The sequence below is a fragment of the Treponema primitia ZAS-1 genome, assembly GCF_000297095.1.
Taxonomy (GTDB): domain Bacteria; phylum Spirochaetota; class Spirochaetia; order Treponematales; family Breznakiellaceae; genus Termitinema; species Termitinema primitia_A.
In genome coordinates this window covers 55,344-80,383 of sequence record NZ_AEEA01000030.1, presented here as the reverse complement: position 1 = coordinate 80,383, position 25,040 = coordinate 55,344, and the positions used below count along the sequence as shown (strand labels likewise).

Below are 25,040 nucleotides of genomic sequence, written 5' to 3'. Positions count from 1 at the left end.
GGCCACGGGGGATACAGCCATTTGTAGAGTTTGGAAACACCCCCACGTGTGTGGGGAAAACATTCCATGCTCTGAAATACCTTGCCCTTGGAGGGAAACACCCCCACGTGTGTGGGGAAAACACCAGCATCTGGGGTTATTGGTGAGTTTGTTCCGCTGTATATAGTGTATTTTCTTTGGAGGGTAAATATTTTTCAATAATTAGTTGAAGTCCGTCAATGTCGATGATTTGCTTTGTATGATCGCCAATTCCCCATATTTTATATCCAGGGGAACGGTTGATCCTCTGAAAGATTAGAAGACCGGATTCGGGCGGGCAGGATTTATTGAGATAAGTAACCACCGTATCGGCAACGGAATCCTTTACACCGGAAACAAAAACATTGGGACGAGGTTCAATGAACCAGAGCTTCATACGTCCCCTAACTGCGGGTGGTAAATCATTGGCTATCACTACCAGCATCTTTCCCTCCCACTAGAAAGTCAGGGATATCATCCCCGATCTGCTCCAATAATTTCATTTCAATTATCCGTTTTCTGAATTCATCGGAAACTTTATGTCTATTATACAACCCGCCCATTTTTATGGTCAAGGAGAAGGCAAGATCGATGCATAGCTTTTCTTTATAAATGTCAGCCATATCATAAACAAAGGGTAGAGGGCTTCCTGTATGAATAAACCCAATATGGGGAGAATACCCCATACCATATATTGCCGATGTAAGAAGTCCGTATAAAGCGGCATTCATGGCGGTAAGGATTTTATTAGTTAAATCTCCCAGTTCAAATTTTCCGGGAATATAACTGCGACCCTTCCAACCGCAACCATATTCTTTTGCTTTTTGCTCATAGAGCTCCCGAACCCGGTACCCTTCCATGCCCATCATTTCTTTCAGGGATTTTCCTGATAAATCAGCAGTGGGAAATCGGCGGAAAAACATACGACGGGCAACTTCGGTCTGGGCTTTTTTATCCGAAGCCGCGATCATCTGGGTTCTGAAGTTTCTGGTATTAGCCGTTGGACTCTGACCAACCGCGTAGAATAACAAGCTGTCTTCGCCTACCCAGCATACGGTACAGTTTGCCGCAGCCATAACCTTTACCGCTTCATGGGTGATGCTGGTTCCCGGGCCAAGCAGGATCGTATTGATGGTAGCGATGGGAAGCCTGATAACATTGCCTTCACTATCTATCCACTTAACACTGCTGTCATCAATTTCAAGCCTGCCCCGTTCAAGATAAAGAAAGGGATATTTATCCTTTATTTGAGGCAGGCTTTCCCGGGTGATTTTAATAAAGAGCCGCTGTCCTTCCCTTTTTTGTTCTTCCGGATGAACAGCGGTGTTTTCGGAAGCGGTGTCACTCATAGGGTTGTATTGTTACCCGGCGGTCCTTGTATTGTTTAACCGGACCGAACTGAATGGGTACATCGTTGAGGGTAAGGATTTCGCCATCGGCTTCCCCGGAAACCACCCGAAAATCTTCAACCAAATCAAAATCCTTATTTATTTTCTTCTTCTCTTCAAATAGCTCCGCTATTGCGGCAACAGCGTCTTCTTCGGTATTGAAGATATTTCCATCCCGAAAGACAAAATCTGTGGGGACGCAGTTCTTTCTGCCCAAATAAATATCGAATACCGGATTCAACAGGGCTTCCGCAAATGAATCCGCCCGCTTTTCGGGAACCTCCAGAATGACCGCAAATCGGGCGTCCTGCAGATAATAGCGGTAGGTCATCTTTGTTCCGCCCCCAACGGCCTTTTTCCCCTCCGCTGTTTTGGGAATCATCAGGGATTGCCAGGGATCGGAATCGTCATACCCGCTGCCGACCATGTGAAAATCCATCAGGGTGGTTTCCCGTTCCCTGCCTGGCCTGACATAGGAGATGACGGTCTGCCTTAAGGGCGCCATCTCCGCAAGCAGTTCCCGTTGTTCACCGGAAGCCCCAAGGGCAGCGCAGAGTAAACCCAGGACCCCTGACTTAGTTGGAAAGTCCATGGTATCCCTGGGTCCGAATTTTGAATCCGCCCCCCAGGACTGCAGAGGGGCTTCAAACCATAAAAGCATCCAACGGGTACGCATCATTTAACCCTTGCGGCTTTTTGTATTCCCGCGACAAGATGATCGATGGAAAAATTTTCATCGTCACCAAAGTCAAATTCTGCTATATTGCCGAAAAGAGAGCCGGCAAGTTTCTTCTGTTTGCCAATATAATTTTTAAGGTATTCAATACTCGGTTCAAGGAATCCTCCTCCCTGGTTTTTGACAGGGGCTTCAAAGGGAACCTGTAAGCGCTGCCCCTTCCGGACAAATACCTTGGCGTATTCCCAGGGGGAGGCGCCTGATTGCGTGGTTTGGCGAGCGGAAGGAACTGCTATATAGAGGGCCTTGGTAAAAGCATCAATGGCCTGGGGGATAAACTCACCGCTTCCCAGGGTGCTATACAACTGTCCCAGATTCAGGGATATATAGCGGTAATAGGTGGCGGAGTTGAATTCCAGGCTACCCATGTGAGCCGAACCCTGCTCGGTGGAATTATCATCCAGGGCGGTGAAGAATTCTTCTTCGTTAGCAATTTCGTGGGTAGAAATAGCATGGGAGAAGGATGCCGCCGCCTCTATATTCAGTTCTGCGGCCTGAGCCACCATGCGGCCAAAAAGGGCGATATCAAGGCCGCCAAGATTTTTGGCATTTTCCAATTTTTGTTTTCCGATAATTTCGGCCAATTCTTTCGCCTGCTTTTTGGCATCCGATTGAATGATAAGCTCTTTGGGTTTAAATTTCTTTTCCTTGAATTTCTTTGCAATAAGCGAAACTTCGGCAGGAGCAAAAAATAACAGGGTATCGCTCTTTCCGGTGTCTTCCACAGCAGTATCTTCTTTATCGGTTTCCTTTTTGTCGGAGCTTTTTTTTGCAGACTCTGCCTTTTTTATAAAAATATTCTCAATCAAATCACCGCATTCTTTAGCTTGCGTTTCGGTTGCCCCTTCCGCTTTGCAAGCGTTTCCGATAAGTGTGGAAATTAATTTGGTTCTGCTTCCCAAAACAATACCGAATTCTCGCAAGGCAAGCCGTACCTGTCGTTTCCAACATTGACTGCTAACCCGCGCCCGAGTAACACCGCCGACTTGTGCGGTTTTTGGTGAATTGACATCATCCCGGTTAAGGCATGATACGGGGAATGATTGGAGGATGTGGTATTCTACCCGTACATTCTTGAAGGGATTTTCATTGTTATTCATATTCTTGGCTCCTTGTAAAAAATTATATTCAGGTTAATCCTGTAAAGGAATTATCTGCAACAACCCAAAACCGAAACTTTTGCCCCGGCCTATGCCCTGTTCAAAACTTTTGATAAAAAGGGACCGATCGCTTACCTGCAATTTACCGATAAAATTGGCCACGTTCTGCGTTACCTGGCCGTTCTGTTTATCGAAGGTCTGAACACCGGTAAACTGTATCTGCAAACTTTCCTGTTCTGTTAAAAAACCCCAGCTTTCCGATTTTGAGCAGAACCATTCAACTAAATTCTCCTTTCCCATTATGGGAACTATCTTACCTCCGTTCTTTTCCCGTTTGGTGGGGTTAAGGTGAATTTCAAAACCGTAATGATTCTGATTAAGAAAAGATTCAGGAATATCTTTTGATTCAATGGTTCCATAATCTGGTTCCTCTGGTAAACGTTTTGATAAAATTAAAATCTGTCTTTCATTAAAATTACCTCCCTTGTCAACAAATAGAAAATCCCGGCTGTTCTCAGTTTTGGGAAAAAGGGAATAGACTACCTTGTGAAAGGCATAGGGATCTATATCCCGATTCGGGGATGTGTTTATCTGTAGATTCTTAAAATCCGATCGGTTAAGCTTGAGGATCGATGCGATCATTCTTCGGTCTCCTTTTTATTATAGAAATCCATGGCCCATCGTCGTTTTATCCAGTCATTAAATGCTTCATCATTGTACTGTAATTCCTGTAAAAGTTTTGCGTAATCTAGATGTATATTTCTGGATTTGATAAGACTAAGGAGGGGGCGTAGAATACCACATGCTTCTTTGGTGGTTTTACAAGCTAGAAGGCGGCGCAGTTTAATCTTTGCCGCGTCTTTTTCGTTTCCGTTAGATCTACCCTCATCGGCATAACATTGAGCGATTGCCCTCCCTATCCCCAAACTGCCATTCTGTACCGGCTTTGCTTTGGCAACGGCAGCTCCGATAAGCGCGTATGCCCTTGATTTATCGATTTTTTCAAGATCGCACCATTGGGCCAGGTAGTCCCAGCTATGGCGTTCCGTAACGGGGTTATCCGCTCTGCGCATTGCTGCGCCAAAGGCCTTATCCCCGCCGATGCGTTTAATTATCATCTCAACAAAGGCTTTAGCGTTACTTTTTGAATCAGTTGTCATGATCCGCCTCCTTTTGGCTATTGATTTACCGCTTCTGCGGCATCATCTTTTTTCGGTACAAAGCGGCCAAGATTTGGGCACTGTCCTGCCCATACCTCACGCTGACGGGCTGTAAACTGAGGACAATAGAATTCGTAGGCATCCCACACATAACGTATAAAAAAAATCCTTAGCTTTTCCATTTCCTTTTTACATTCAGCCTGGTTTTCGATTTGACAAGCTGTAACCAGATCCTGAAATTTTCCTTCACAAAGCTTCCAGAATAATTCCGTTGCTTTTTCTGCAATAGATTTACCCTCAGCTTTTAATTCTTTGCAATATGTCGCAACCCTCCCATAGAGTATTTTAGACATCTCATCCAGGGTGGTCATTTCCTGTTTAAGATATATAAAGAAATATTTTTTTACCAGTGCTGATTCCATAAACGTTTCTGATTCCACATAATCATCGGTGCCGGAAACATATTGTTCGCCGGCATTACCGCTTACCCGTAATCCCCCGGACCAAATTCCAATGCTTGAGGTATGCCGTATCCCACGGGAAAAACCGAGCCGTAAATAAGGGCAGTCAAGATAACTCTCATTAGCCTGTAAGAATCCAAGCAGGGCGGTCAGGTTTCTCCAGGGCCGTTTGGAGGTATCCGCCCAAAGGGTTTTTATGGTTTTTCCTGATTTGTCGATGGCCACACTGGGGTCCGACATACCTCCCTGGTAATCGAGATGAGATATTCCTTCTGAATAATGAATGCCATCTTCTGCCAAAAGTAAAAAACGGGAGAAGGGGATGAGCCTACCCATGAGAGAATATTTTAATTTTTCCGCAGTTGAATCAGCTTCTCCCTTTGGGGGTGTTTCCCAGGGTGTCGGGCCAAGTTTTTTAGAATATTCTTGTTGCCGCTCAAGGGCTTCTTTAGTTATAATATTGAGCCAAAGGGTCTCCATAATGGTTTTCCCTGTAAGAAAACTGTGGAGATATCCCAAAAAACCGAGGCTTGGGCCGGGTTTGCCGGTTGAAGGTTTACCCTTATCATTGAACTTTCCTTGGTAACCGGGAGAAAGCACAACAGAGTTATCCGTCTTTTTACCCCCCAGGGCAAACCCCATAAGCTGTACAACTAAAAGCGCCTTTTCGGCATCCGAGAGGGGCCTTTCCTTTTGGGACTGGGTAAATACCGTAGTGTTCCCGGTTGCTACATCGGGAAGTACTGCGCCGTAAGGTTGCTTTGCCGCCTTTGCTATGGCCGGTATTTGCAGAAAAGGTTTTTTCCCGTAAAGCCAAAAATCGTCCCGGCGTTTTTCAAGGTATTCAAGAACCATTTTAGCAAGGCCCTTGGGCTTAAGTGCCGCCCATTCATCATCATCCTTGGGGGTACAGGATGCCTGGCAAATAGCCAACAGCAGTTTAAGCAAGGCAATTTTCTGCAGCGGATTACCCCCCAAAGACTTAAGGGAAAGATTATGAAAGACATCCCATAAACTTACAAGCCCTTTACCGGTTACGGGGATCCATTTCTCATCCAACAGGTTAAACCTGTTTTGGCCCTTACCGGCAATCGGTTTATCTGTGCTTTTTTTAGCAACCATTACCAATCCTCCTCTTCCTTTTTAGACGGGTTAATTTCTTCTGACCGGTATCCAATTTTGCTATTATAAGATAAAGTATATTTTTTCGAAATAATGGCGTTATACAGACCAACAAGATTTTCACTCTTGTTTATTATTGCAACACGGAGAAACTCCTCTTCTTTATTCCCTATGTAAATGTATTCCTTAAACCAGTCTAACACACCGGGAGACGCTGGGAGCGGCGCCCGTTTTTCCGGAACAGTAACCACATGGTGGTTCAAAAGCACGGCTATTCTGTGCCATTCTTTTTTATTATAATTCTTTAAGCCCTTAATGAGTTCAAGTGATGTTCCATCAGATAAAACAAGCAAAATCTTTTTATCCTTTCCGTTCTGTTCTTCTTTTGCATCCTTAAGAAGGAGGACATCCACGGTGAGCTGATCCGAATACCGGGTCTCCGCTTTTGATTCAGGCAAAGTCCTCCCACCCTGGGAAAGGCCTTGCCGGGCAAGACCCTGAAGTTGTTCCCGCCGTTTCTCCAAGTCCCACTGTAACCGGACAAGTAACCCATCCTCTTTCCGATTACAATAGACCGCCTCCACCAGGGGACGTATTTCTTCGGGTAACTTTAATGAAGGGGCATGATTTTTCAGAACTTCCAGAGTCCGTAATAAAACATAGGGGGCATAAACAAAAGCGGTTTTTCCCAGTTCTTTTTTATAGTTTTCAAGAACCTGTTCATAACCCGGCGAAAGAATCCAGACTTCCTGGCGAGCGGTTCCGGGTCGTAGCTTTTTATTCGATGCATGGCGCCAGAGTCGGCCTATACGCTGTAGTAACATATCCATGGGACAGAGTCGGGTAACCAGAAAATCGGCATCGATATCCAGAGACTGTTCCAGTACCTGGGTCCCCACAAGGATGCGTCCTTTTTCCTTGCGCTTATCTTTTGCATCCTTACCAAAAAGGGTAACCCAGTATTTTTCATGTTGGTCCCGGTCATTTTTGGTAAACCGGGAGTGGATCAGGCCGCATTCAACTCCACGTTCAACTGCTAAGCAATTTAAAAGGGCAAACCGATCCTGGGCTTCTGCCACGGTATTTTCTATCCACAAAACCTGCTGTCCCTGTTCCGCCCGTTTAAGAGCTTCATTGACTGCCTCATCATCATGCTGAATACTGTTCAGTTCTACGGTTACATTTTCTGAAACCTGAATCAGCAATTCGTGATGATTCTTTTCATCCTCGGCATGATAGCTGATAAGGGGGTAGGCGGGGAGGGAAGCTCCTTTTTTTATACCTAACAGTTCTTTTCGCCGTTCTCCGGTAAGGGTGGCGCTTAAAATGATCACCGTGCAACCCAAATTTCGTAAATCTGCCACTAGCTTTTCCATCAGGGTTCCGGTATAACTATCGTAAGAATGTACCTCATCCAGAATCACTACTTTTCCTGCAAGGCCGAAGGTTCTGACAAAACCATGTTTAACGTTCATAACCGCCATCAATGCCTGATCGATGGTCCCCACCCCAAAGGGCGCCAGAATACTGCGTTTCTTTGCATGGAACCAGGAAGCCTCCGGCTGAGCATCTTCCCCCATTTCGGTTTCATATAACCATGCGGAACCATGGATGAGCAGGGCTTGCCGTAAGGGGGATGTCTCCTCAAGGATGGATAAAAGAAAGGGATTTACCCGTTCGTATATTTTCTCCGAAGTAAGCCGGGTAGGCAGGGCAAAGTAGATGCCCGAGGCTTTTCTGGCAGCAAGCAGCTTGTAGGCCCCATACAGGGCAGCCTCGGTTTTCCCTATTCCCATGGGGGCTTCAAGCACATAGACGCCGGGACCCGAAATGGTTTCGATAAAACGGGCCTGAATGGGATTGGGTTCAAACCTAAAAATTTCCATAAATGAAAGTCCCCGCCGAATAAGCGGTGGTACAAAGCCTGCTGCATCAAGAGCGGATTTTACCCTGTTGGGAAGGTCCGTAATATCCTCAATATGGCGGAACCCGTCAAAGGCTTGGCCGGAGCCGATCCAATCGGCAACACTGGTAAGACCCGAAAGCAAGGCGGCATGGGTATCGTTTTGTACCACCGGCCAGTCTACGCCAAAGTAACGTTTTAGCTTTTCGACAAATTTTACCCGCAGCTTCTGCCAGGGTTTCCCACCAAAATAATCGCTATCAGCGGGAAGGGTACTATCCGGGGAATATCCATGGTGACGTCCCGCGATTTCAGGTATATACTTGGGAAGCTTGGGGAAAGCCGAAAGCGACGACTGGCTGAGACCAGAGTGATATCCCCATTGTTTTTCTAGATCGGGGTTGGCATTTTCAAGCCCCGTGAGGGAATTGGGCTGGTAGTTATCGGTGTGGCGGTATAACTTTTCAGCGAAGGTGGGGCAGATTTTTCCCAGATCATGAACGGCAGCCACCAGTTCCACGCCGGGAGGAAAAAGTTTTCCCCTGATTTGGGGAATGGAGTATTTGACAAGGAGTTTGGTAACTTCGCCAACGATGATGCAGTGCCCAAAGACATCAATGCCCGGGATGGTTTTGTTGTCCGGGAGGGTAAGAGTTTTTGCAAGGCAGGATGATAGGGGGAGAATTTTATTTGCATTAGATGAAATGTTTTTTATTTGTGCCATATGATGATAATATACCTCAAATTCATGTTGTGTCAAGAAAAATTTGAAAAAATTTGTTAAATTCTGATTACTAGGTTTTCCCCACATACGTGGGGGTGTTTCGATTTCTTCTAACGCGAATTTATTTTCCCCACCTCTGTGGGGGTGTTTCTGATCCTACTGAAAGCCGAATACCACCGAGGATGTTTTCCTCACACACGTGGGGTGTTTCTACCCCGGCTATGAAATAGCGGAATTTGTCCCTATGAAAGGGAAGTAGCTGGGGCGGTTTCTGGTGTTGCTCCAAGGAACATCTTTGCATAACACGATTCATCGGGTGATGTCGATGATAGACGGAACGATTTTGTATAGGTGCCGATAAAGGTTTGCCGATTAAGCCGAAGTTTTGGCAGCTATTTTTTCCCCAATAATCCGCTTCTGCCTCGGACATTCCTGTTTTCTTTTCCAGTTCGTTCATAAGCTTACCCTTAGTGGTAGGAGATATTCAGATAAAGACCCTCGTATACAGGAGTAGTTTACCCTATAAATTATACGCTTAGTTTGTAAAGCGCATATTGATTCAAGGATACCCCTTCTTTTTGAGCTTCCATGGCAAGATGAGCATGGAGCGTTTTAGGAAGCCTGACAAGGAATTTTCCGCTAAATTTTTCTGTGTCCATGGGCGGCGGAACCGGAAATCCATTTTCAATTTTTGTTTCAATCCACCCTTTCATAGCTTCCATAAGCCCACTGTATGCTTCCTCAAAGGTCTCCCCGGTACTTTGGCAGCCTGAAAATTCAAGAACAGACGCATGAAAATATGACCCACTTTCATCTTTAATAGGCTTAATAATGTAATTGTATGGAAGTTTCATGTATTCTTTTGCCTTCATGTTTTTTCTCCTATATTCTGCTTAATATATCTTTCACATATACCGCCTTTAGCGGATTTTCATCTTTTATGGTAATAACATCCCCATTTTTATTTATGTATTGACGATGTGATCCTTTTTGCCTATCAAGACGGTATCCGTTTGACGTTAAAACTTTATCAGCTTCCGCCATACGGATTCCATGAGGTTGGTTTCTCATTTTCTCAATGATTTTGTCCACATTTGCCATATCATATATGATACTATATATGATACTATATATCAATAGGTTTTTATTTGGATTTTCAAAAATATAGGCAATTCTGTCAGATTGCATCCCCGTAGGAGAAATGGATCGTTTTTGGAGCTCCAGCTTACCGTCCGGAGGCTATTGTTAATGGATGGTATGCAGGATTTAAAACCGTAACCAGAAGTCTTGGTAAAGTTATATGGAAAAACGCTAGATTTTATCCGCTTGTTTTTTTAATAGTTTGGCTAAACCGAGTATGGTTTCATTGTCTTTTTCGTTAAGTTCAAGGACTATTTGAATTATAGAACGAATAGTTGGATTATACGAATGTATGGACTTTTCATCTTTTCCAGTAACAAGATATTCCACCGATACCCCAAGTTCTTTGGCAATTTTAACCGCTATATCGGCCGGAGGCATAGACTCCCGTAGACCCAGGTAACAATCCAGCGTTCCTTTGGCGATGCCTGTTTTAGCGCTTAATTCCTTAACAGTTAAGTCAAGATAATCAAGTTCAGTCCTTAAATTTTTTTTAAAAGTCATCTCCATTTATAAAAAATAGCGCAAAATCAATGTTTTTTGCTTGACAATATTGCAATTGTTATATAGTCTCTGTAAATTACCGCAATTGCGATAAATATAATCCTTAAATAGGATCATGTTAGTAAGGAATTGGCGGAATTTTGTTATATGAAGAAGGAATGAAATTGAAAACAGGGGCAAAGGTTTTATGCATTCTTGGGCTCATAATCGGCTTAATATGGGTAACGGTAGGATTTTTTGGCAGTTGGATTGGAGGAGGGGTTTCGGCCGGCCTGAAGGTATTAACTTATGATGAAAGCGGTGCAGCCAAAACGATAAATGATACTTCAATGTTAATGATACGTCTTATTGGAAGTTTTATAGTGGTAATAATAGCAGGGGTCTTGGGCATTGTTGGTTCGGATAAAAAACCATCAAAAACAAAGCCCGTAATTATTGGAATATTAACGCGGGGACTTACGCGTATGATGGCAAGAATTAGAGCAGGCGATAGGATCACAAACGTATCTTTGTGTTATATGAGGGTACAAAAAGATATGATTTTATATCAGTTTGATAAATAAAATCAATCAAATCGTTTTTAAAGGAGTTTTTTATGGATGTCAATGACAATGTTAAGTATTCTGAAAAAAGTGGTCTCGCGGTGTTTTTCTTATGCTTATTTTTGGGCTTCTTAGGTATTCATAGGTTTTATACAAAGAAAATTGGTACCGGTATAATAATGTTATTGTTGTGTTGGACTGGCGTTTCTGAAATTTGGTGGATAATTGACATTATTATGATACTTTGTGGAAAATTTAAAGATAAAGAAGGCGGGATTGTATCTTTCAGTAAAGGAAAAAGCATTGGAGGAATAAGTGCAGAAACCGACATGGAAAAATGGTTTTCAGACAGAAACCAAAAATATATTTATAAATTAGTCGGTAAACTTCCAATGGAGGTCGGATCGCGTATAGATTTATACGTGACTGACAAAGAAGTAATTTTGCGCCATACTCCTTATGCGCTTTCAGTACCATTTGAAATAATACGTAATTTTAAAATATCAAGCGTGGCCGGTGTTGATGTTAAAGATAATCCGGAAACTGGAATTGGCGTTTTTACAATTACTATCCCTGGTATTGCTGAACCGGATTCGAGGTATAAAGACTTCCAGTTAAAAACTGATAAGCGTGCAATCTATTTTGATGCAACTTCTGATTTAAATACTGCAAAAGATATTAAAAAACATATAGATAATTATACACAAACAGGTAATGCGGGACCCTCAATATCAACCGCAGATGAGTTAAAAAAATATAAAACTCTTTTGGAAGAAGGTACAATATCCAAAGAAGAATTTGATAATAAGAAAAAACAATTGCTGGGATAATTTGTATAAAGGCATGCCGTATGGCATGCTTAAAATTTCAGGAGAAAGATCATGATAAAATGGACATACACTTTAATTGGCGATGGCAATACAGGGAAAATTGCATTTCGAAAGGAGTACGTTTGTCCTGTTTGTTATAAAAATTATCAAAGCCATTAAGAAATGAATTGTAGCTCATTGGTGGGTCCCATTTTCCTCGAATAACTATATTGTTGCGGTGTTATACATTGTTACCGGTTTTTTGTTAGTCCTGGCAGGCATGAGTACAAAGATAAAAGAGGGAGTCGAGGCAGAAGAACTCAAAGATTAACAATTAGCGCTGTTGCGCTTTGTATGACCTGAGCTTGAAGTTATACAATTTGTAATTATTCAGCCATAGTTGATTCTTTACAGAATAAGGAATTGTTGAATATGAGAAAAGGCTGTATTGAAGTATTTCTTTTTGGCTTGTTAACTATTATGGTCAGTGGCCAGGAAAACACAGTTACCCTTGATGAGGGTATAAAAGGCTCAATATTTTACTTCGTTGAACGCTTAGCCCCTGGCACAAAAGTAGCAGTATTGAATTTTAATGCCGATCCGTTTGTATCGAATTACGTTATAGAAGAATTAACTGCCATTCTTGCCAATAATGGCAATCTTATTGTTGTGGATAGAAGTGAGATGGCATTATTACAAAGGGAGATGGACTTTCAGCTTTCCGGTGAGGTTAGCGATGAATCTGCCCAGTCAATCGGAAAAAAACTTGGTGCGCAAACTATTATATCAGGAGTTTTAAATCCCCTCGGTACAGTGTGGCGTATGCGGGTAAAAGCGCTCGAAGTTGAAACCGCAAGAATACAAGGCATACAAACCTACACGATAAAAAGGGATGCCGTATTTTCCAGCCTCTTATCCAAAGTACCTAAAAAGCCAAGAACGGCAGGTGAAAAAATAGGTACCGGCGCACTCAATATAGTTTTAGGACTTGGATCATATCTTGAGGGCGATATCGGAGGCGGCTTTACCCTGACGGCAGGCTATGCAGTTGCAGCAGGATTATTCCTCATAGAGGCTACGGTATTAGATTGGGATAATCCTATGGTTGGAGTTCCAGCTACCATCGGTATAACAGCGGCAGGATTAACTTTGGTCTATGGTTTTGTAAGACCGTTTGTCTATAACTGGAACCGACAGGCGGTAGCTTTACTTGACAATATGTACTTTGATATGGTACCCACGTCAGGTAATAACAATGATCAAGGGTTTGGAGTACGGTTTGTCTATGTTTTCAAATTATAATAGAGGCCTATAATGAAAAATATATATATTATTTGTTTAAATCTACTGCTAATGACTTTTATTGGTTGTGAAGGTATGGCGACACTCTTTCATGGCCCTAAACCAGAGAAGGAAATACCCATCTATACCATTACATTTAATGCAAATGATGCGACTGGTATTGCTCCGGAAGCACAAACTGTTAATGAAGGAACAGCTATTATACTACCAAGTGAAGATGGTCTTAGTTTTCTGGGTAAAGTATTTACCGGCTGGTGTGTAAACCCGGGTGGGACAGGGACAATATACGCTATAGGATATTTTTTTTCTGTAACCGCAAACCAAACATTATATGCTCGTTGGGAAAACGAGGGTGGTATACAACAGTATACCGTAACATACAATGTAAACGGAGGGAGTGGTTCAGTTCCGACATCGCAAACGGTATTTACAGGAACGAGTATTATTGTAGGTAACGGGAACAGCCTAAGTAAGTCTGGGTACGCTTTTAGTGGCTGGAATACGAACGCAATTGGGACGGGAATAAATTATGATACCGGGGTTTCGTTGACTGTGACTGGAAATGTAACACTTTGGGCAAGATGGGTGTCTACGGGTGGGGGAACAACTACTACCGGTATTACAGTTTCTCCCGCTAACGTGACAGTGGAAAAAGGCAAGACTCAAAAGTTCACAGTTTCCATCAATGGAACTGGCAATCCTTCGCAAAGTGTAATATGGTCTGTTGAAGGCGGTTCTGTAGGAACATCAGTCCATTCTATAACAGGGGTGTTATCTGTCGCTGTTGACGAAATCACAGAAACGTTGACTGTCAGAGCAACATCATCGGTTGATCTTGAAAAAAGTGGTACCGCATCAGTAACACTCAAAGAGACAGTTACCAATGGATCTTATGCAAATACTATTTGGGAATATACAAGTAGTCAATATGGATATAACACTGTTACAATAAATGAAAACACAGTAACCCTGGCTGGTAATTGGTTTGTTTCATCAGGGGAGTATCGCTTTTTGTCTGGCAGTATTGTCGGCGTATATCGATCTACCGTATCCTCAGGGATAGGAGTTCAGGAAAAAATTACATTTGTTTATGAAGAAACTGAATACACGCTCGCAAATATTTCTGACAGTGAATTATATATACTCACAAAGAATTATAATACTTGTCTGTTTACTAAGCATCAATAACAGGGATATAAAGGCGTGAAAAAGATGCCCAAGATTAAAGAGATTGACTTTATTATAAGCCCTCCCTCATACCCTAAAGCACCGCACCCTGTGCCCCGCTCCTCCGCTTTCCCGCATATCCGGGTGTTCCCGGTGGCAGCGTTCCTCCGCCAGGGGACAGCGCTCGGCAAAGGCGCAGCCTGAAAGTTCCGTGACCGGGGTACGTACTTCACCTTTCAGCAGCGCTGAGGGCTGTGCAGGGCCGCCGCTGGTAGCGGTGGCTGTCGTTCCGGCGACGGAGGAAAAGAGCAGTTTGGTGTAGGGGTGCAGACAGGTTTGGTAGAGATCCGCCGCCGCCGCTTCTTCCATGAGTTCACCCCGGTACATCACGCCAATACGGTCGCAGAAATACGACGAGACTTTGAGATCGTGGGCAATGAACAGGAATGATAAATTACGCCGCCGGCGTATGTCCAGCAGGAGGTTGAGGATCTGGCCTTGGATGGAAACATCCAGGGCGGAAACTACTTCGTCGCAGATCAGCAGCTCCGGCTGCAGCAGGAGGCCGCGGGCTATGGAGATACGCTGGCGCTGGCCGCCGGAAAATTCCGCGGGCCGCCGTTCCAGATCCGATGCGGAAAGACCTACCTCTTCCAGTATGGCCGCAGCTTCTTCCCGGGCTTTCTTTTCCCCGGGCCAGTCGGAGGAGTAATGGTATCCGGCGATAAGCACTTCGTAGACGCTCATCCGGGGGTTGAGGGACCGGGCGGGGTCCTGGAAAACGTATTTTACCTTTTCCCGGTATTTTTTTAGTTCGCCGCCCTTAAGGTTTTTTACATCAACGGTATCCTTAAAGGTGATAGTTCCGCTGTCGCTTTCGTACATCCGCACCAGGAGCCGGGCGGTGGTGGTCTTGCCGCAGCCCGATTCTCCTACCAGGCCGTAGGATTCGTTTTGGCCTATGGAAAAGGAAACGTCGTTTACCGCGTAGACAAAGCGGCCGAAACGGGCGAAGAAACCCGCTTCCAGGTTAAAGCGTTTCCGCAGATTTTCTACGGTGATCACAGCCATCTATGTATCCGCCTTTTGTAACACATTGTGTATGACACATCGTATTACACGGTCTTCGGTTTGAACCAGGGGCGGGATGCCTTGGGTACATTCCTTCCCGGCTTCGGCGCAGCGGGGGGCGAAGGGACAGCCCGTTTCCGGGTTTGCGGGGTCCGTCACCCTGCCGGGAATAGAAAGCAGCCTGGTCTGTACATAGTGGCTGCCGAAGCGCGGGGACGCGGCCAGCAATGCCTTGGTGTAGGGGTGGTAAATAGCGCCTGCCCCTTGCGTGACATCCGTTCCCTGCGTGACGCCGGCGCCGGTGAAGGCTGCGGCAGGGCCGCTCTCCATCACCAGGCCGCCGTACATTACGATGATACGGTCTGAGATATCCGCCACTAAATCTATGTCGTGGCTGATAAATATAATCGATATTTGCCGGGTTTTCCGCAGGGTTTTAAGTAGATCTACTATCTGAGCCTGGATGGTTACGTCCAGGGCGGTGGTGGGCTCGTCGGCGATGAGGAGCTCGCAGGATTGGGCCAGGGCCAGGGCTATACCAATACGCTGGAGCTGGCCCCCGGAGAACTGGTGGGGAAAATTGGAGAGCCGCTCCCGGCCATTGGGGAGCCCGGTTTCGGCTAATAGGGCTGCTGCCTTTTCCATGGCCTCCTCTTTGGTAATAGCAGGATTGCTGTTGCGGAAGGTTTCGAAAAAGACGCTTCCCATATTCTGTAGGGGATCGTAGGACCGGCCCGGCTCCTGGAATATCATGCCGATCTTTTTTCCCCGGTATGTCCGAAGGGCTTCTGCCTCAAGACCCGTCAGTTCCCGGCCTTCGTACAAAATGGATCCCGATACTTTGGCGCTCCTGGGGTGCAGCCCCGGTATCGCTTGGGTGGTAACGCTCTTTCCGGACCCGCTTTCCCCCACAATGCCCAGTATTTCCCCCCGTTTGAGCGTAAAGGAAACTCCCCGTACCGCCTGTACCAAAATTGTCTCCTGCCCGCGGAGTACAGAAAAACTAACCGATAGATCTTTTACGGAAAGCAAGGGTGGTGATGTGGAATCATCCGGGAGGATAGTATCATTCTTCAATCCGTCTTGTTCGGCTTCAAACGGAAGCTTCGATTTCTTCTTATCCCGGCGCCGCCGGAAAACTGTGTGATAGGGATCGTAGAAATCCCGCAGTACGTCGCCCAGGAAGTTAAAGGCCAGGGTAACGGCCAGGAGGAACCAGACCGGGGAGAGCAGCCAGGGAAAGTTGCGGAGATTACTCAGGGTGGAAATGTCGCGGCGGATGAGGGAACCCCAGCTTACGGCGGGGTCCACGATACCCAGTCCCAGGTAGGAAAGGGTGGTCTCGGTCATGATGAAGCCCGGTACGGAGAGGGCTATGCTTACAATAAGGAGGCTGGCGATCTGGGGGATGATGTGCCCCAGGATTATTACCGGCGCGGGGATCATCTCAAGCTGGGCGTTCATTACGAATTCTTCACGCTTAATGGCATGGACCATGCCGCGTATGGTACGGGCGGAACCGGGCCAGCCTACCAGGGAAAGTATCACGGTGATCATCATGTAGGATTGGCCGGAATCCATGTTGCTTGATAAGAGGGATCGCAGGAAAAGTATCAGGTAGAGCCCGGGGATGAGCATGAAGAATTCGGAGAAACGCATCACCGTCCAGTCGGTAAGGCCGCCAAAGAAGCCGGAGACGCCGCCCAGGATCATGGCCAGGAACAGGGATATGGCGGTGGCGATGAAGCCGATGGTGAGGGATATCCTCGAACCGTAGACGATGCGGGAGAAAAGATCCCGGCCCAGATGGTCCGCCCCCATAAGGAAGATGGGGTAGGCGCCGTTGGATCCCACAGGGCCGGTGGTGAAGAGGTGCCGTTCCGCGGGGATGAGGCCAAAGAGCTTATAGGGCTCGCCCTTGCCGAAGATGTGTACCCTTTCGTAGGCAGCCCTGACCCGGGCGTATTTCCAGTTTACCGAGTTGATCACCCGGGCTTCCTGGGCCATGGGACCGGCGCTTGAGAAACGCAGGTTCGGCGGATGGTAGATCCTGTTTTCCATTACGGTGGTCGGCTTATAGGGAGCGATGAATTCAGCGAAGATCATTATCAGATAGAGGAACAGTATTACTATCATGGAGGCCATACCCAGAGGGCGGGCCTTCAGGTAATTTAAGAAGCGCTTCATAGTACCCTTACTCCCTTCCGTACCGTATGCGGGGGTCCACCACCGCAAGAAGTATGTCCGCCAGGACCATCCCCAGGAGGACCAGGAAGGATACGAACATAATATTGGCAAGCACCAGGTTGATATCTTCCTGGAGCACCGCTTCGTACATGAGCCGCCCGATGCCGGGGTAGGCAAAGATGATCTCCAATATCAGGGAACCGGAAAAGAGACCGGCCAGGAGATTGGCGCTCCCGGTGATGTATGGGTTCAGGGTGTTTCTGAATGCGTGGTTAAAGTAAACCCGCCATTCTCCGATGCCCCGGGCCCGGAGGCTTGCGATGTATGGCTGCCCAAGCTGGTCCAGCATGGTGGCCCGGATCATCCGCAGGGTTCCCCCGATGCCGCCGAGGAAGGAGGCCAGGAGGGGGAGGAAGATATGGTGGGCATAGGAGAAGACGAAGCCGCCGGGGTTTGAGGCAAAGGGGAAGGGCGGATAGGCGGTGACTGGGAAGAGCCCGGTTACGGAGGCGAAGAGCTGCAGTAATATTAACATGAGCATCCCCGGGAAGGCGTGGAGTACCAGGGCAAAGAAACTTATGGCCAGATCCGCATGGGTACCCGCTTTGGTAGAAAAGTAGACCCCCAGAAAAAATGAAAAGAAGGTGATTAATACCAGGGATATGAGGTTGAGTAAAATTGAGTTAGGCAGCCGGGAGGCGATGAGGAAGGACACCGGCGCGCGGCTGATAAGGCTCTGCCCAAGGTCGCCGTGGAAGACCACCCGTTCGAGCCAGCGGAAATACTGGATGTAGAAGGGCTGGTCCAGGCCGAGCGACGCCCGCCGGGCTTCCAATTGTTCCATTGACATGGCCTGCTGGTTCAGCCCCGCACTGCCCCCCCGGGACTGGGTCTCGGAGAAAAGCTGCTGCATCATAATCTGGTCTACAATGTCCCCGGGCGCCAGCTCCATGAGACCGAAGACGGCCAGCCCTAAGATAAAGAGCATCACCGCCATGGTAATAAATCTATTCAGAATGTAGGAAACCAGGGGCGCCTTTTGTTTAAAAAGGTAGAAGGGCTTTACTATCCGTTCCCCAATCCACCGAAAAACGCCAAGCAGGTTCATGGCGTTCACGGTTTTAGGAATATATGGGTTACTTCAAAACCATTCAGATTATCGAAGTAGACATTCGATTGATCCCAGCGGTTCCGCAGGGCCGTAAAACTTCTGGGCCGTACCAGATAAATTAATGGGCACTGTTCCAGGAGTATGCGCTGGAACTCATCCCAGTAGACCTTTGCCTGTACCGGGTCAACCGTAAAGGCCCCTTCGTTGTAAAGGTAATCGATGCGGGCCTCCCAGTCCGTGGCGGGACTTTCCTGCTGGGGGTACCACATATGGAGATTCCCCTCGGAAGCCCAGACATTACTCCCCTGGCTGGGGAACATTTGGGACCCGCTGAGCCCCATGATCATGGATTCCCAGTCAAAGGTATTGAACATTTGTTCTACTATTTTCTGAAAATCCAGGACCCGGATGTTTATTTTTATACCAACTCTGCTGAGTTCGTCCGTAATTATTGATGCAATATCGTTCATTATCGTACTTTCCGAGCGGATGGTTAGATTAAATTCGATTGCCCGGTTTTTTTCATCCCGCATTATTCCTGCGCTATCCCGTTTGATGCCGATAGAGGCGAGCAGTGTTTCTGCACCCTCAGGGCTATAGGTATACTGAAGGGTAATCGCCGGGTCATAATAGCGGTTTGGTTCGGGGAAGAGGCTGAGCTTCGGCAGGGCAAGTCCCCGGTACACCTGGGAAATAATCCGGTCCCGGTTTAAAAGGCGGCTCATGGCCTGGCGGAATTCTTTTTTGGTAAACCATTCGTACTGGGGGCTGTCCTTGTTTTGAGGATTTTGGTTAAAGGTCCAGAAACTCGCACTCAGGGCGCCTTCGTTGTGGTACATCGTATAATCGGCGTTTGCCTTGTTTACCAGCTCGTCCAGATCCTCCGGACGGGGGGTATAGGTTTCGGTTTCGCCCTCCTTAAAGAGCAGGAACTGGGTATTTTCATCCGGAATGATACGGACAATTTCTTCTTCATAATATGGTATGGCGTTTCCGTTAGTATCCCTGTCCCAGTAATTGGGGTTGCGCTTATACACCAGCCGTTGTCCCGCGGTATATTCGGTCAGGAACCACTTCCCCATGGAGGGTATGTTTTTAGGATCCGTGTTTACGCCGAAAAGGTCCATCACCCCCTGGACGCCCCGTTCCCGTTTGGCCTCCTGGTAATCGGCGCGGGGGGCAATCTCCCCGTTGGTTGCCAGCAGCGGTTCCGCCACTATCCGGGGAAAATGAAACGTAAAGCGCCGGTCATCAATTTTTTCGATATCGATATGGGCTTCACTGCCGTCCGCCATGGTGAGAAACTGCTGGTAATAACGGGAACTCTGGAAAGCGGGATCCCCGTCTATCTCGTTGTACCAGAATATCACATCATCACTGGTAACCTTAATTTTTCTGTCCGAACCATAGTAGCTCCAGTACATATCATCCCGGAGGGTATAGATCACATCCAGTTTATCCGCCGCCTCATCGGTGATTATCTCAAAGGACACGCAGTGGGGCTTCCATTCCCGCGTAAGGGGATCGTAATCCACAAGATAATCCTGCATGGCCGTTACCACCCCTGCGGTTACCGCATCCTGCTGGGCAATGAGGATGTTAAAACTTTTCGGGTCCTGATCCATAACGCTGTTCCAGGTTCCTGCCACCCTGCCGGGCACAAAGTCTTCTCCCCGCCAAGGCTTGGAAACGGTTTTTTCCAGGATCTCCTTAACCCCCGCCGGGGTAAGGGCGTTAATATCCTCCAGGGAAAGCTCATCGTTCCGTGAGCAGGAGGGAATCGTCAGTAAGGCGAGTAAACCGATAAGGGAGATATATTTCTTCATGGGCTTATAATAGCCGGGCGGGGAGGGGGGTGTCAATGCAGGGACTAACTTGACAACACGCTTTAGGTAGTTTAGTTTTGTACAGCATTGGGGGGAAAAATGGGTATACAAACGATCAAAGGGGCGGAGAAAAAAACCTACAAGCGGGATCAGGAATTAACCAAAACCGTGATGAACATCATTGATGATGTGCGGACCCATGGAGAAGCGGCCCTTATTGCTTATGCGGAAAAATTTGATCATGTCAAAATAGCCGGCGTTAAGGTTGACAGCAGCGCTGTTACGGAAGCCTACAAGCAGGTTCCTCCGGAAACGGTACAGCACATTCGCTTTGCCGCAGGCCGTATCCGCGATTTTGCGAAAAAACAGCTCGATTGTATCAAGCCCCTCCATTATACCAGTGATATTCCCGGGGTTGAACTGGGGCACCGGCTGGTTCCGGTGGAGAAGTGCGGCTGCTATATTCCCAGCGGACGTTACCCCCTGCCGAGTACTGCCCTCATGAGCGTGGCGGTGGCGAAGGTCGCCGGAGTTAAATACGCGGCCGCCTGTTCCCCCCCGGTGGCGGGACACGGTACCATACATCCGGCGGTGCTGGTTGCCATGGATATCGCCGGGGCGGACGAGATTTTCTGTATGGGCGGCGCCCAGGCCATTGCCGCCTATGCCTACGGCGCGGGTGCGGTGCCGAAGATGGACCTCATCGTAGGTCCGGGTAACCGTTTTGTAACCGAGGCCAAACGGCAGGTACTCGGTGATGTGGGCATCGACAGCCTAGCCGGGCCAAGCGAAGTCCTAATCATCGCCGATGAAACCGCTAACCCCGTGCATATCGCCATCGACCTCCTCGCCCAGGCGGAACATGATCCGGCCGCAAAACCCATCCTGGTCTGTACCGATAGGGGTATCATAGAAAAGTCCCTCGCAGAATTGGAGCGTCTCCTCAAGGACCTCCCCACCCGGGATGTGGCCATCCAGTCCTGGACCGATAACGGGTCCGTCTTTTTTGCCGACCGTATTGATGACGCCGTTGCCCTCTCCAACGAGCTTGCACCGGAACATGTTGAAGTACAGGTTGATCCAAGGATTGAACGGGATGTGGCGGATAGCTTGCTGCACTACGGTTCCCTGTTTGTGGGCCACTACGCGCCGGTAGCCTTCGGTGATTTTGTATCCGGTACGAACCATACCCTCCCCACCATGTCCACCGCCCGGTATTCAAACGGCGTTTGGGTGGGAACCTTTATCAAGGTGCCTTTTCACCAATTTGTTTCCCGGGAGGGCTGCGGGAGGCTTTCGGTTCCCGCCATGCATTTCGCCGAAACAGAGGGGCTGTACGCCCACAGGGATTCTGTCCGGTTCCGGGTTGAGGAAGGAAAATGACGGTGTTGCCTATTCCTGCGCCAGCGGATTCCTCAGGACACCTTGGTTTAGCATAAGGGCGACCCGGCCTTCACGCAGGAGCCGGAGGTTTTCATCCGAGGAAAGGATGATAAGCGCATCCTCCCGGTCGATAATGGGATCCGTTGGGCGTATGCCGTATACGCCCCGGGCTATGATACGCAGGGGGTTGTTCCCCACCAGGGCGGTGAGTTCCGGGCTGAGTCCCGAGGGGGTGGGGCGGAAGACCCCGGACTCCGTTACGTAGCGGACCATACTGGTGTTCTGCGCAGTATCGGTGTTCATCATGTTCCGTTCGTATATCAGGTTCATGTCCGTATCCCAGATCTTCGGAAACAAGCAGGGGAGTACCAGGCTCTCGGCGTTCCGGCCCCGTATGGGCAGGGTTTCCCCTGCCAGGATGATGATCCCCGTGTAGGACGCGGCGGGTATGGGCCGCAGGGGACGGATGATATCCATAGGGCGGCTGTGCCGGATAAGCGCCGCCCCGATGCGCCTTAGATCTATGGTATAGGAAGCGGTAAGGGAAGCCATGTCTGTGGAAAGCGCCGGGGGAATCCTGCGGGCGCCAAGGGCGATGTTCCCCACATTCTGAAGGGTAAATTCTCCCCGGTCAATCAGATCCCCCACGGTACTGGAGGAATCCACCGGGATAGACAAAATGGAGGGCCTTACCAGCCGGGGATATTCGGTGGAGAGCAGCTCCTCCGCCTGGGCTCTTCCGGTGGGCAGCCGTATCCCCGCGGAACTTAAATTCAGGGCTACGGAAGCGGTAATCTCCATGGTCTCCCATTCCACCGCCCCCACAATACCCAAATCCTGTCCGTAAGCCGCCAATGAGACGCATATCAATAGTGAAAAGAAAATTCTTTTCTTCAACCCAAACCTCTATTTAAGTATCGGCGTTTTCAGGATTCTTCCCTCACGCAGTACATCATTTAAGCCCATGTTGTTGACATCCGCCAAAACCTGGGGGTCCACTTCGTAGGCCAGGGCGATGGACCAGAGAGTTTCTCCCCGCTTAACCAGGTGGGTCCCCTCAAAAACAAGATTCCCGCTTTCCCCCGCAGGCTGCCGCTGATAAGGGCCGGCGTTGGTAATGGCGGGAATGCGGAGTTTCCTGCCGATTTGGAGAAACCGCGCCTCCGTACCGGGATTGGCGGCCAGGATCTGGTCCACACTCAGGCGGTAATGCTGGGCCAGGGCGGAGATAGTATCCCCGTAGCCTATGGTATGGAAATAGTAGCGGATCAGGGATAGATCCTCCCGTTCCAGCGCCGCAAGTACCGCCGGGGCATCCGCCTGGGGTACCTTGAGCTGGTAGCCCTTTACCGGCGGGGTTATGGTATACCGGAGTTCCGGGTTTCCTTTTTTAAGCATATCCCGGTCTATCCCGGCGTATTCCGCCAACAGTTCCAGGTCTATCGAACGGTCCAGACTAACCCTGGTCCACTGGGGATCCTCCGGCCAGGGCGGAGAAAAGCCGAATTGCCGGGGGTTGGACAAAATATAGGAGACCGCCAATAGTTTGGGAACATAGTGGATGGTTTCGGTTTTCAGAAGCCGCCGTTCCGCCAGGGTCCAGTAGTCCCGGACGCCGGTTTGCTGTATCAGACGGTTGACCCCGCCCATTCCCGCATTGTATGCCGCCAAAGCCAGGGGCCAGTCTCCCAGCTGTTTGTAATTGTCCTCCAGCTTTTTCAGGGCCCCCTGGGTGGACTTCCAGAAGTCCATCCGCTCATCCGCATAGTCGGTGATCCCCATGCCGTAGCCACCTATGCTGTTCCGCATGAACTGCCAGAGCCCGGCAGCCCCGGAGCGGCTTATCGCGGTGGCCAGGAAGCCCGATTCGATTACCGGCAGGTAGGCCAGTTCCGGGGGCAGGTTTCGCTCCCGTACTTCCCGAAGTATGAAACCCATATAGGGCCCGCCCCGGTCCATCACTGCCCTTAGCCAGGCCAGGCCGCCGCTTGCGGAGTATTGTTGTATATACCGCTGGGTCAGGGGATTATCCAGCCCCGGTATGGAGGATGGGAGCTTCTCACTTGATTGACCGCCGTGGGTTTGGCGGATAAACCGCTCCGGCTTGGCGCTGCGGACCTGCCGCTGGGACCGGGATGGGACTTCAAACTCCGGGGTTTCCGCCCCAAGCTGTACCGCAGCCATCAGGATCAGCGCCAAGGAATAACCACGGATCACAGGGCGGGTCAGAATTTTTCTCCGTAGTAGATCCCCGCCCATTCCCATCGTCCGTGAATTTCCGGGTCCGAGGGAAAGTTGATCTTTCGGAAATAGAGGTACCAGGTGGAAATATACTGGGACCAGCCCCAGGTACGGAGGTAGGCCTCGTTTGCGTTAGAATTGGTATCCAGCTCCGCGGCGTAACGGATCTGGTTGCTCATCATAAAATCCGAAAGGTTGAATTCCGCCATCCCCGAATTATCCCGGTCTTCCTGTCCCCAGGACCGGGCAAAGAAATTGACCTTGGCCTGATAGCGCCGCAGCTGCCAGCTGCTCCCGTTGTCCAGGGCGCTGCGGACCGCGCTTAGGAGGGAGTTGAGGTTTTCAAAGGTCCAATCTTTACGGGAATTGTTAAAGTCCACCAGATGCTTGGCATAATTGTCCGCCTCGGGGAAGCCCGGGATTACGGTTCCATAGTATGGCAGGAACTGCGTGTAGGCCTGGATAGCCCTGTTCCACTCGCCGATCCGTTCATAGGCCTGGCCCAGCATAAAGTAGGTAAGCCCCGGATCGATCTTATCGGGAAACCGGGAAATCAGCTCCTGGTAGTACCAGACCCGCTGTTCCGGATTATCCGTAAGGGTGATCAGCTGGTTAAGGCAGATGAGGTGGATCGATTCGCCCCGGAGGGTTAGGTCGGGATAATTTTTAACGATCAGATCAAAGTACAGGGCCGACATGGCGTAGGCTTCCTGCTGGGTATAGGCATAAGCGGTCATGAGCAGGTAATAGGCGGAGTAGGGATCTTCCGGGTGGGTATAGGTCCAGGAGGTAAGAAAGTTGATCAAACGGCCGTATTCCTTCAATTGGGCATACTCATTGGCAATTTCCCTAACCACCGAAAACTGTTCCTCCCCGCTCTGGGCTTCCCTGGCCAATAGGCTGAAGAGATCCAGAAATACTTCCTGCTGCTCCTTGGTCCCGGTGAGGTAATAAGGATCCACGCCCCCATTAATATTCCGGGAGTCTCCGGTGGCGCATACCATCAGGGTGCCAAGCAAAAGAAACACAAAGAAAAATCGCCATAGGCGGGGCAGCACCGCTAAACGCGAAAAATTAATTCGCACACTCTGATCCTAACATAGGGTTTTCCCATTGGCAAGCAAAGCAAAGTATTGTTATACTTG

Annotated in this window: 24 protein-coding genes; 5 read left to right on the top strand and 19 right to left on the bottom strand. The window is 48.5% G+C overall.

Annotated features, from left to right (window positions below; genetic code table 11):
* Positions 1-136: 136 nt before the first annotated feature.
* The 12 genes from cas2e to TPRIMZ1_RS0104740 form a co-directional block, all read right to left on the bottom strand.
* Positions 137-463 carry a type I-E CRISPR-associated endoribonuclease Cas2e gene (gene cas2e / locus TPRIMZ1_RS0104790; protein ID WP_026043529.1) on the bottom strand — a complete coding sequence of 109 codons (327 nt, stop codon included), beginning with the start codon at positions 461-463 and terminating at the stop codon, positions 137-139.
* Positions 441-1,367 carry a type I-E CRISPR-associated endonuclease Cas1e gene (gene cas1e / locus TPRIMZ1_RS0104785; RefSeq protein WP_010255776.1) on the bottom strand — a complete coding sequence of 309 codons (927 nt, stop codon included), beginning with the start codon at positions 1,365-1,367 and terminating at the stop codon, positions 441-443. The genes cas2e and cas1e overlap by 23 nt, the downstream gene beginning before the upstream one ends.
* Entirely contained in the window at positions 1,360-2,067 is a 708-nt protein-coding gene (gene cas5e, locus TPRIMZ1_RS0104780) for a type I-E CRISPR-associated protein Cas5/CasD (protein WP_232616741.1), read from the bottom strand. Before cas5e ends, cas1e begins: the two co-directional genes overlap by 8 nt.
* Positions 2,068-2,081: 14 nt before the next feature.
* Positions 2,082-3,242: a type I-E CRISPR-associated protein Cas7/Cse4/CasC gene (gene cas7e, locus TPRIMZ1_RS0104775; protein ID WP_010255770.1), complete on the bottom strand. Its 1,161-nt coding sequence runs from the start codon at positions 3,240-3,242 to the stop codon at positions 2,082-2,084.
* A 33-nt stretch (positions 3,243-3,275) separates the two neighbouring features.
* On the bottom strand, positions 3,276-3,884 hold the full coding sequence (gene cas6e / locus TPRIMZ1_RS0104770) for a type I-E CRISPR-associated protein Cas6/Cse3/CasE (RefSeq protein WP_010255767.1): 609 nt from the start codon (positions 3,882-3,884) through the stop codon (positions 3,276-3,278).
* Complete coding sequence (gene casB, locus TPRIMZ1_RS0104765; protein WP_010255765.1) at positions 3,881-4,402, bottom strand: type I-E CRISPR-associated protein Cse2/CasB; 522 nt, start codon at positions 4,400-4,402, stop codon at positions 3,881-3,883. Before casB ends, cas6e begins: the two co-directional genes overlap by 4 nt.
* A gap of 17 nt (positions 4,403-4,419) precedes the next feature.
* Positions 4,420-5,985, bottom strand: a complete 1,566-nt coding sequence (gene casA / locus TPRIMZ1_RS0104760) for a type I-E CRISPR-associated protein Cse1/CasA (protein WP_010255762.1) — start codon at positions 5,983-5,985, stop codon at positions 4,420-4,422.
* The gene (gene cas3 / locus TPRIMZ1_RS0104755) at positions 5,985-8,612 is read right to left on the bottom strand and encodes a CRISPR-associated helicase Cas3' (protein ID WP_026043526.1); all 2,628 of its coding nucleotides are present in this window, start codon (positions 8,610-8,612) and stop codon (positions 5,985-5,987) included. Before cas3 ends, casA begins: the two co-directional genes overlap by 1 nt.
* A 121-nt stretch (positions 8,613-8,733) precedes the next feature.
* On the bottom strand, positions 8,734-9,069 hold the full coding sequence (locus TPRIMZ1_RS20410) for a hypothetical protein (RefSeq protein WP_157784178.1): 336 nt from the start codon (positions 9,067-9,069) through the stop codon (positions 8,734-8,736).
* Positions 9,070-9,139: 70 nt separating this feature from the next.
* Positions 9,140-9,484, bottom strand: a complete 345-nt coding sequence (locus TPRIMZ1_RS0104750) for a type II toxin-antitoxin system HicB family antitoxin (protein WP_010255756.1) — start codon at positions 9,482-9,484, stop codon at positions 9,140-9,142.
* A gap of 10 nt (positions 9,485-9,494) precedes the next feature.
* Complete coding sequence (locus TPRIMZ1_RS0104745) at positions 9,495-9,800, bottom strand: type II toxin-antitoxin system HicA family toxin (RefSeq protein ID WP_010255754.1); 306 nt, start codon at positions 9,798-9,800, stop codon at positions 9,495-9,497.
* Positions 9,801-9,923: 123 nt separating this feature from the next.
* The gene (locus TPRIMZ1_RS0104740) at positions 9,924-10,256 is read right to left on the bottom strand and encodes a helix-turn-helix domain-containing protein (RefSeq protein ID WP_232616740.1); all 333 of its coding nucleotides are present in this window, start codon (positions 10,254-10,256) and stop codon (positions 9,924-9,926) included.
* A 140-nt stretch (positions 10,257-10,396) separates the two neighbouring features.
* Here TPRIMZ1_RS0104740 and TPRIMZ1_RS0104735 point away from each other — a divergent pair, with 140 nt between their 5' ends.
* The 4 genes from TPRIMZ1_RS0104735 to TPRIMZ1_RS0104720 all read left to right on the top strand — a co-directional run bounded on the left by TPRIMZ1_RS0104735 (position 10,397) and on the right by TPRIMZ1_RS0104720 (position 14,097).
* Positions 10,397-10,819 carry a hypothetical protein gene (locus tag TPRIMZ1_RS0104735; protein WP_010255751.1) on the top strand — a complete coding sequence of 141 codons (423 nt, stop codon included), beginning with the start codon at positions 10,397-10,399 and terminating at the stop codon, positions 10,817-10,819.
* Positions 10,820-10,851: 32 nt separating this feature from the next.
* Positions 10,852-11,628, top strand: a complete 777-nt coding sequence (locus TPRIMZ1_RS19985) for an NINE protein (RefSeq protein WP_010255749.1) — start codon at positions 10,852-10,854, stop codon at positions 11,626-11,628.
* A gap of 411 nt (positions 11,629-12,039) precedes the next feature.
* Complete coding sequence (locus tag TPRIMZ1_RS0104725; RefSeq protein WP_010255748.1) at positions 12,040-12,909, top strand: CsgG/HfaB family protein; 870 nt, start codon at positions 12,040-12,042, stop codon at positions 12,907-12,909.
* Between the two features lie 12 nt (positions 12,910-12,921).
* On the top strand, positions 12,922-14,097 hold the full coding sequence (locus TPRIMZ1_RS0104720; RefSeq protein WP_010255745.1) for an InlB B-repeat-containing protein: 1,176 nt from the start codon (positions 12,922-12,924) through the stop codon (positions 14,095-14,097).
* Positions 14,098-14,163: 66 nt separating this feature from the next.
* Here the strand turns inward: TPRIMZ1_RS0104720 and TPRIMZ1_RS0104715 are convergent, their stop codons facing one another.
* Genes TPRIMZ1_RS0104715 through TPRIMZ1_RS0104700 form a run of 4 tightly spaced genes read right to left on the bottom strand, consistent with a single transcriptional unit; the run spans position 14,164 to position 20,271 of the window.
* Complete coding sequence (locus TPRIMZ1_RS0104715; protein WP_010255742.1) at positions 14,164-15,147, bottom strand: oligopeptide/dipeptide ABC transporter ATP-binding protein; 984 nt, start codon at positions 15,145-15,147, stop codon at positions 14,164-14,166.
* Positions 15,148-17,334: a dipeptide/oligopeptide/nickel ABC transporter permease/ATP-binding protein gene (locus TPRIMZ1_RS0104710; RefSeq protein ID WP_010255739.1), complete on the bottom strand. Its 2,187-nt coding sequence runs from the start codon at positions 17,332-17,334 to the stop codon at positions 15,148-15,150.
* 7 nt (positions 17,335-17,341) lie between these two features.
* The gene (locus tag TPRIMZ1_RS0104705; protein ID WP_038077869.1) at positions 17,342-18,442 is read right to left on the bottom strand and encodes an ABC transporter permease; all 1,101 of its coding nucleotides are present in this window, start codon (positions 18,440-18,442) and stop codon (positions 17,342-17,344) included.
* 5 nt (positions 18,443-18,447) lie between these two features.
* Positions 18,448-20,271 carry an ABC transporter substrate-binding protein gene (locus tag TPRIMZ1_RS0104700; protein WP_010255735.1) on the bottom strand — a complete coding sequence of 608 codons (1,824 nt, stop codon included), beginning with the start codon at positions 20,269-20,271 and terminating at the stop codon, positions 18,448-18,450.
* A 99-nt stretch (positions 20,272-20,370) separates the two neighbouring features.
* Between TPRIMZ1_RS0104700 and hisD the strand changes: the two genes are divergently transcribed.
* Positions 20,371-21,654: a histidinol dehydrogenase gene (gene hisD, locus TPRIMZ1_RS0104695; RefSeq protein WP_010255733.1), complete on the top strand. Its 1,284-nt coding sequence runs from the start codon at positions 20,371-20,373 to the stop codon at positions 21,652-21,654.
* A 9-nt stretch (positions 21,655-21,663) separates the two neighbouring features.
* Here hisD and TPRIMZ1_RS0104690 read toward each other — a convergent pair whose 3' ends face one another.
* The 3 genes from TPRIMZ1_RS0104690 to TPRIMZ1_RS0104680 are packed head-to-tail and all read right to left on the bottom strand — an operon-like array spanning position 21,664 to position 24,980.
* Positions 21,664-22,551: a polymerase gene (locus tag TPRIMZ1_RS0104690; RefSeq protein ID WP_081503620.1), complete on the bottom strand. Its 888-nt coding sequence runs from the start codon at positions 22,549-22,551 to the stop codon at positions 21,664-21,666.
* A gap of 9 nt (positions 22,552-22,560) precedes the next feature.
* Positions 22,561-23,913 carry a lytic transglycosylase domain-containing protein gene (locus TPRIMZ1_RS0104685; RefSeq protein ID WP_232616739.1) on the bottom strand — a complete coding sequence of 451 codons (1,353 nt, stop codon included), beginning with the start codon at positions 23,911-23,913 and terminating at the stop codon, positions 22,561-22,563.
* Positions 23,880-24,980: a tetratricopeptide repeat protein gene (locus tag TPRIMZ1_RS0104680; protein WP_026043522.1), complete on the bottom strand. Its 1,101-nt coding sequence runs from the start codon at positions 24,978-24,980 to the stop codon at positions 23,880-23,882. The genes TPRIMZ1_RS0104685 and TPRIMZ1_RS0104680 overlap by 34 nt, the downstream gene beginning before the upstream one ends.
* Between the last annotated feature and the right edge of the window lie 60 nt (positions 24,981-25,040).

Coding starts and splice junctions, on each gene's coding strand:
- cas2e (WP_026043529.1), bottom strand. CDS start 463: ATGCTGGTAGTGATAGCCAATGATTTACCACCCGCAGTTAGGGGACGT.
- cas1e (WP_010255776.1), bottom strand. CDS start 1,367: ATGAGTGACACCGCTTCCGAAAACACCGCTGTTCATCCGGAAGAACAA.
- cas5e (WP_232616741.1), bottom strand. CDS start 2,067: ATGCTTTTATGGTTTGAAGCCCCTCTGCAGTCCTGGGGGGCGGATTCA.
- cas7e (WP_010255770.1), bottom strand. CDS start 3,242: ATGAATAACAATGAAAATCCCTTCAAGAATGTACGGGTAGAATACCAC.
- cas6e (WP_010255767.1), bottom strand. CDS start 3,884: ATGATCGCATCGATCCTCAAGCTTAACCGATCGGATTTTAAGAATCTA.
- casB (WP_010255765.1), bottom strand. CDS start 4,402: ATGACAACTGATTCAAAAAGTAACGCTAAAGCCTTTGTTGAGATGATA.
- casA (WP_010255762.1), bottom strand. CDS start 5,985: ATGGTTGCTAAAAAAAGCACAGATAAACCGATTGCCGGTAAGGGCCAA.
- cas3 (WP_026043526.1), bottom strand. CDS start 8,612: ATGGCACAAATAAAAAACATTTCATCTAATGCAAATAAAATTCTCCCC.
- TPRIMZ1_RS20410 (WP_157784178.1), bottom strand. CDS start 9,069: ATGAACGAACTGGAAAAGAAAACAGGAATGTCCGAGGCAGAAGCGGAT.
- TPRIMZ1_RS0104750 (WP_010255756.1), bottom strand. CDS start 9,484: ATGAAGGCAAAAGAATACATGAAACTTCCATACAATTACATTATTAAG.
- TPRIMZ1_RS0104745 (WP_010255754.1), bottom strand. CDS start 9,800: ATGCAATCTGACAGAATTGCCTATATTTTTGAAAATCCAAATAAAAAC.
- TPRIMZ1_RS0104740 (WP_232616740.1), bottom strand. CDS start 10,256: ATGACTTTTAAAAAAAATTTAAGGACTGAACTTGATTATCTTGACTTA.
- TPRIMZ1_RS19985 (WP_010255749.1), top strand. CDS start 10,852: ATGGATGTCAATGACAATGTTAAGTATTCTGAAAAAAGTGGTCTCGCG.
- TPRIMZ1_RS0104725 (WP_010255748.1), top strand. CDS start 12,040: ATGAGAAAAGGCTGTATTGAAGTATTTCTTTTTGGCTTGTTAACTATT.
- TPRIMZ1_RS0104720 (WP_010255745.1), top strand. CDS start 12,922: ATGAAAAATATATATATTATTTGTTTAAATCTACTGCTAATGACTTTT.
- TPRIMZ1_RS0104715 (WP_010255742.1), bottom strand. CDS start 15,147: ATGGCTGTGATCACCGTAGAAAATCTGCGGAAACGCTTTAACCTGGAA.
- TPRIMZ1_RS0104710 (WP_010255739.1), bottom strand. CDS start 17,334: ATGAAGCGCTTCTTAAATTACCTGAAGGCCCGCCCTCTGGGTATGGCC.
- TPRIMZ1_RS0104705 (WP_038077869.1), bottom strand. CDS start 18,442: ATGAACCTGCTTGGCGTTTTTCGGTGGATTGGGGAACGGATAGTAAAG.
- TPRIMZ1_RS0104700 (WP_010255735.1), bottom strand. CDS start 20,271: ATGAAGAAATATATCTCCCTTATCGGTTTACTCGCCTTACTGACGATT.
- hisD (WP_010255733.1), top strand. CDS start 20,371: ATGGGTATACAAACGATCAAAGGGGCGGAGAAAAAAACCTACAAGCGG.
- TPRIMZ1_RS0104685 (WP_232616739.1), bottom strand. CDS start 23,913: ATGGGCGGGGATCTACTACGGAGAAAAATTCTGACCCGCCCTGTGATC.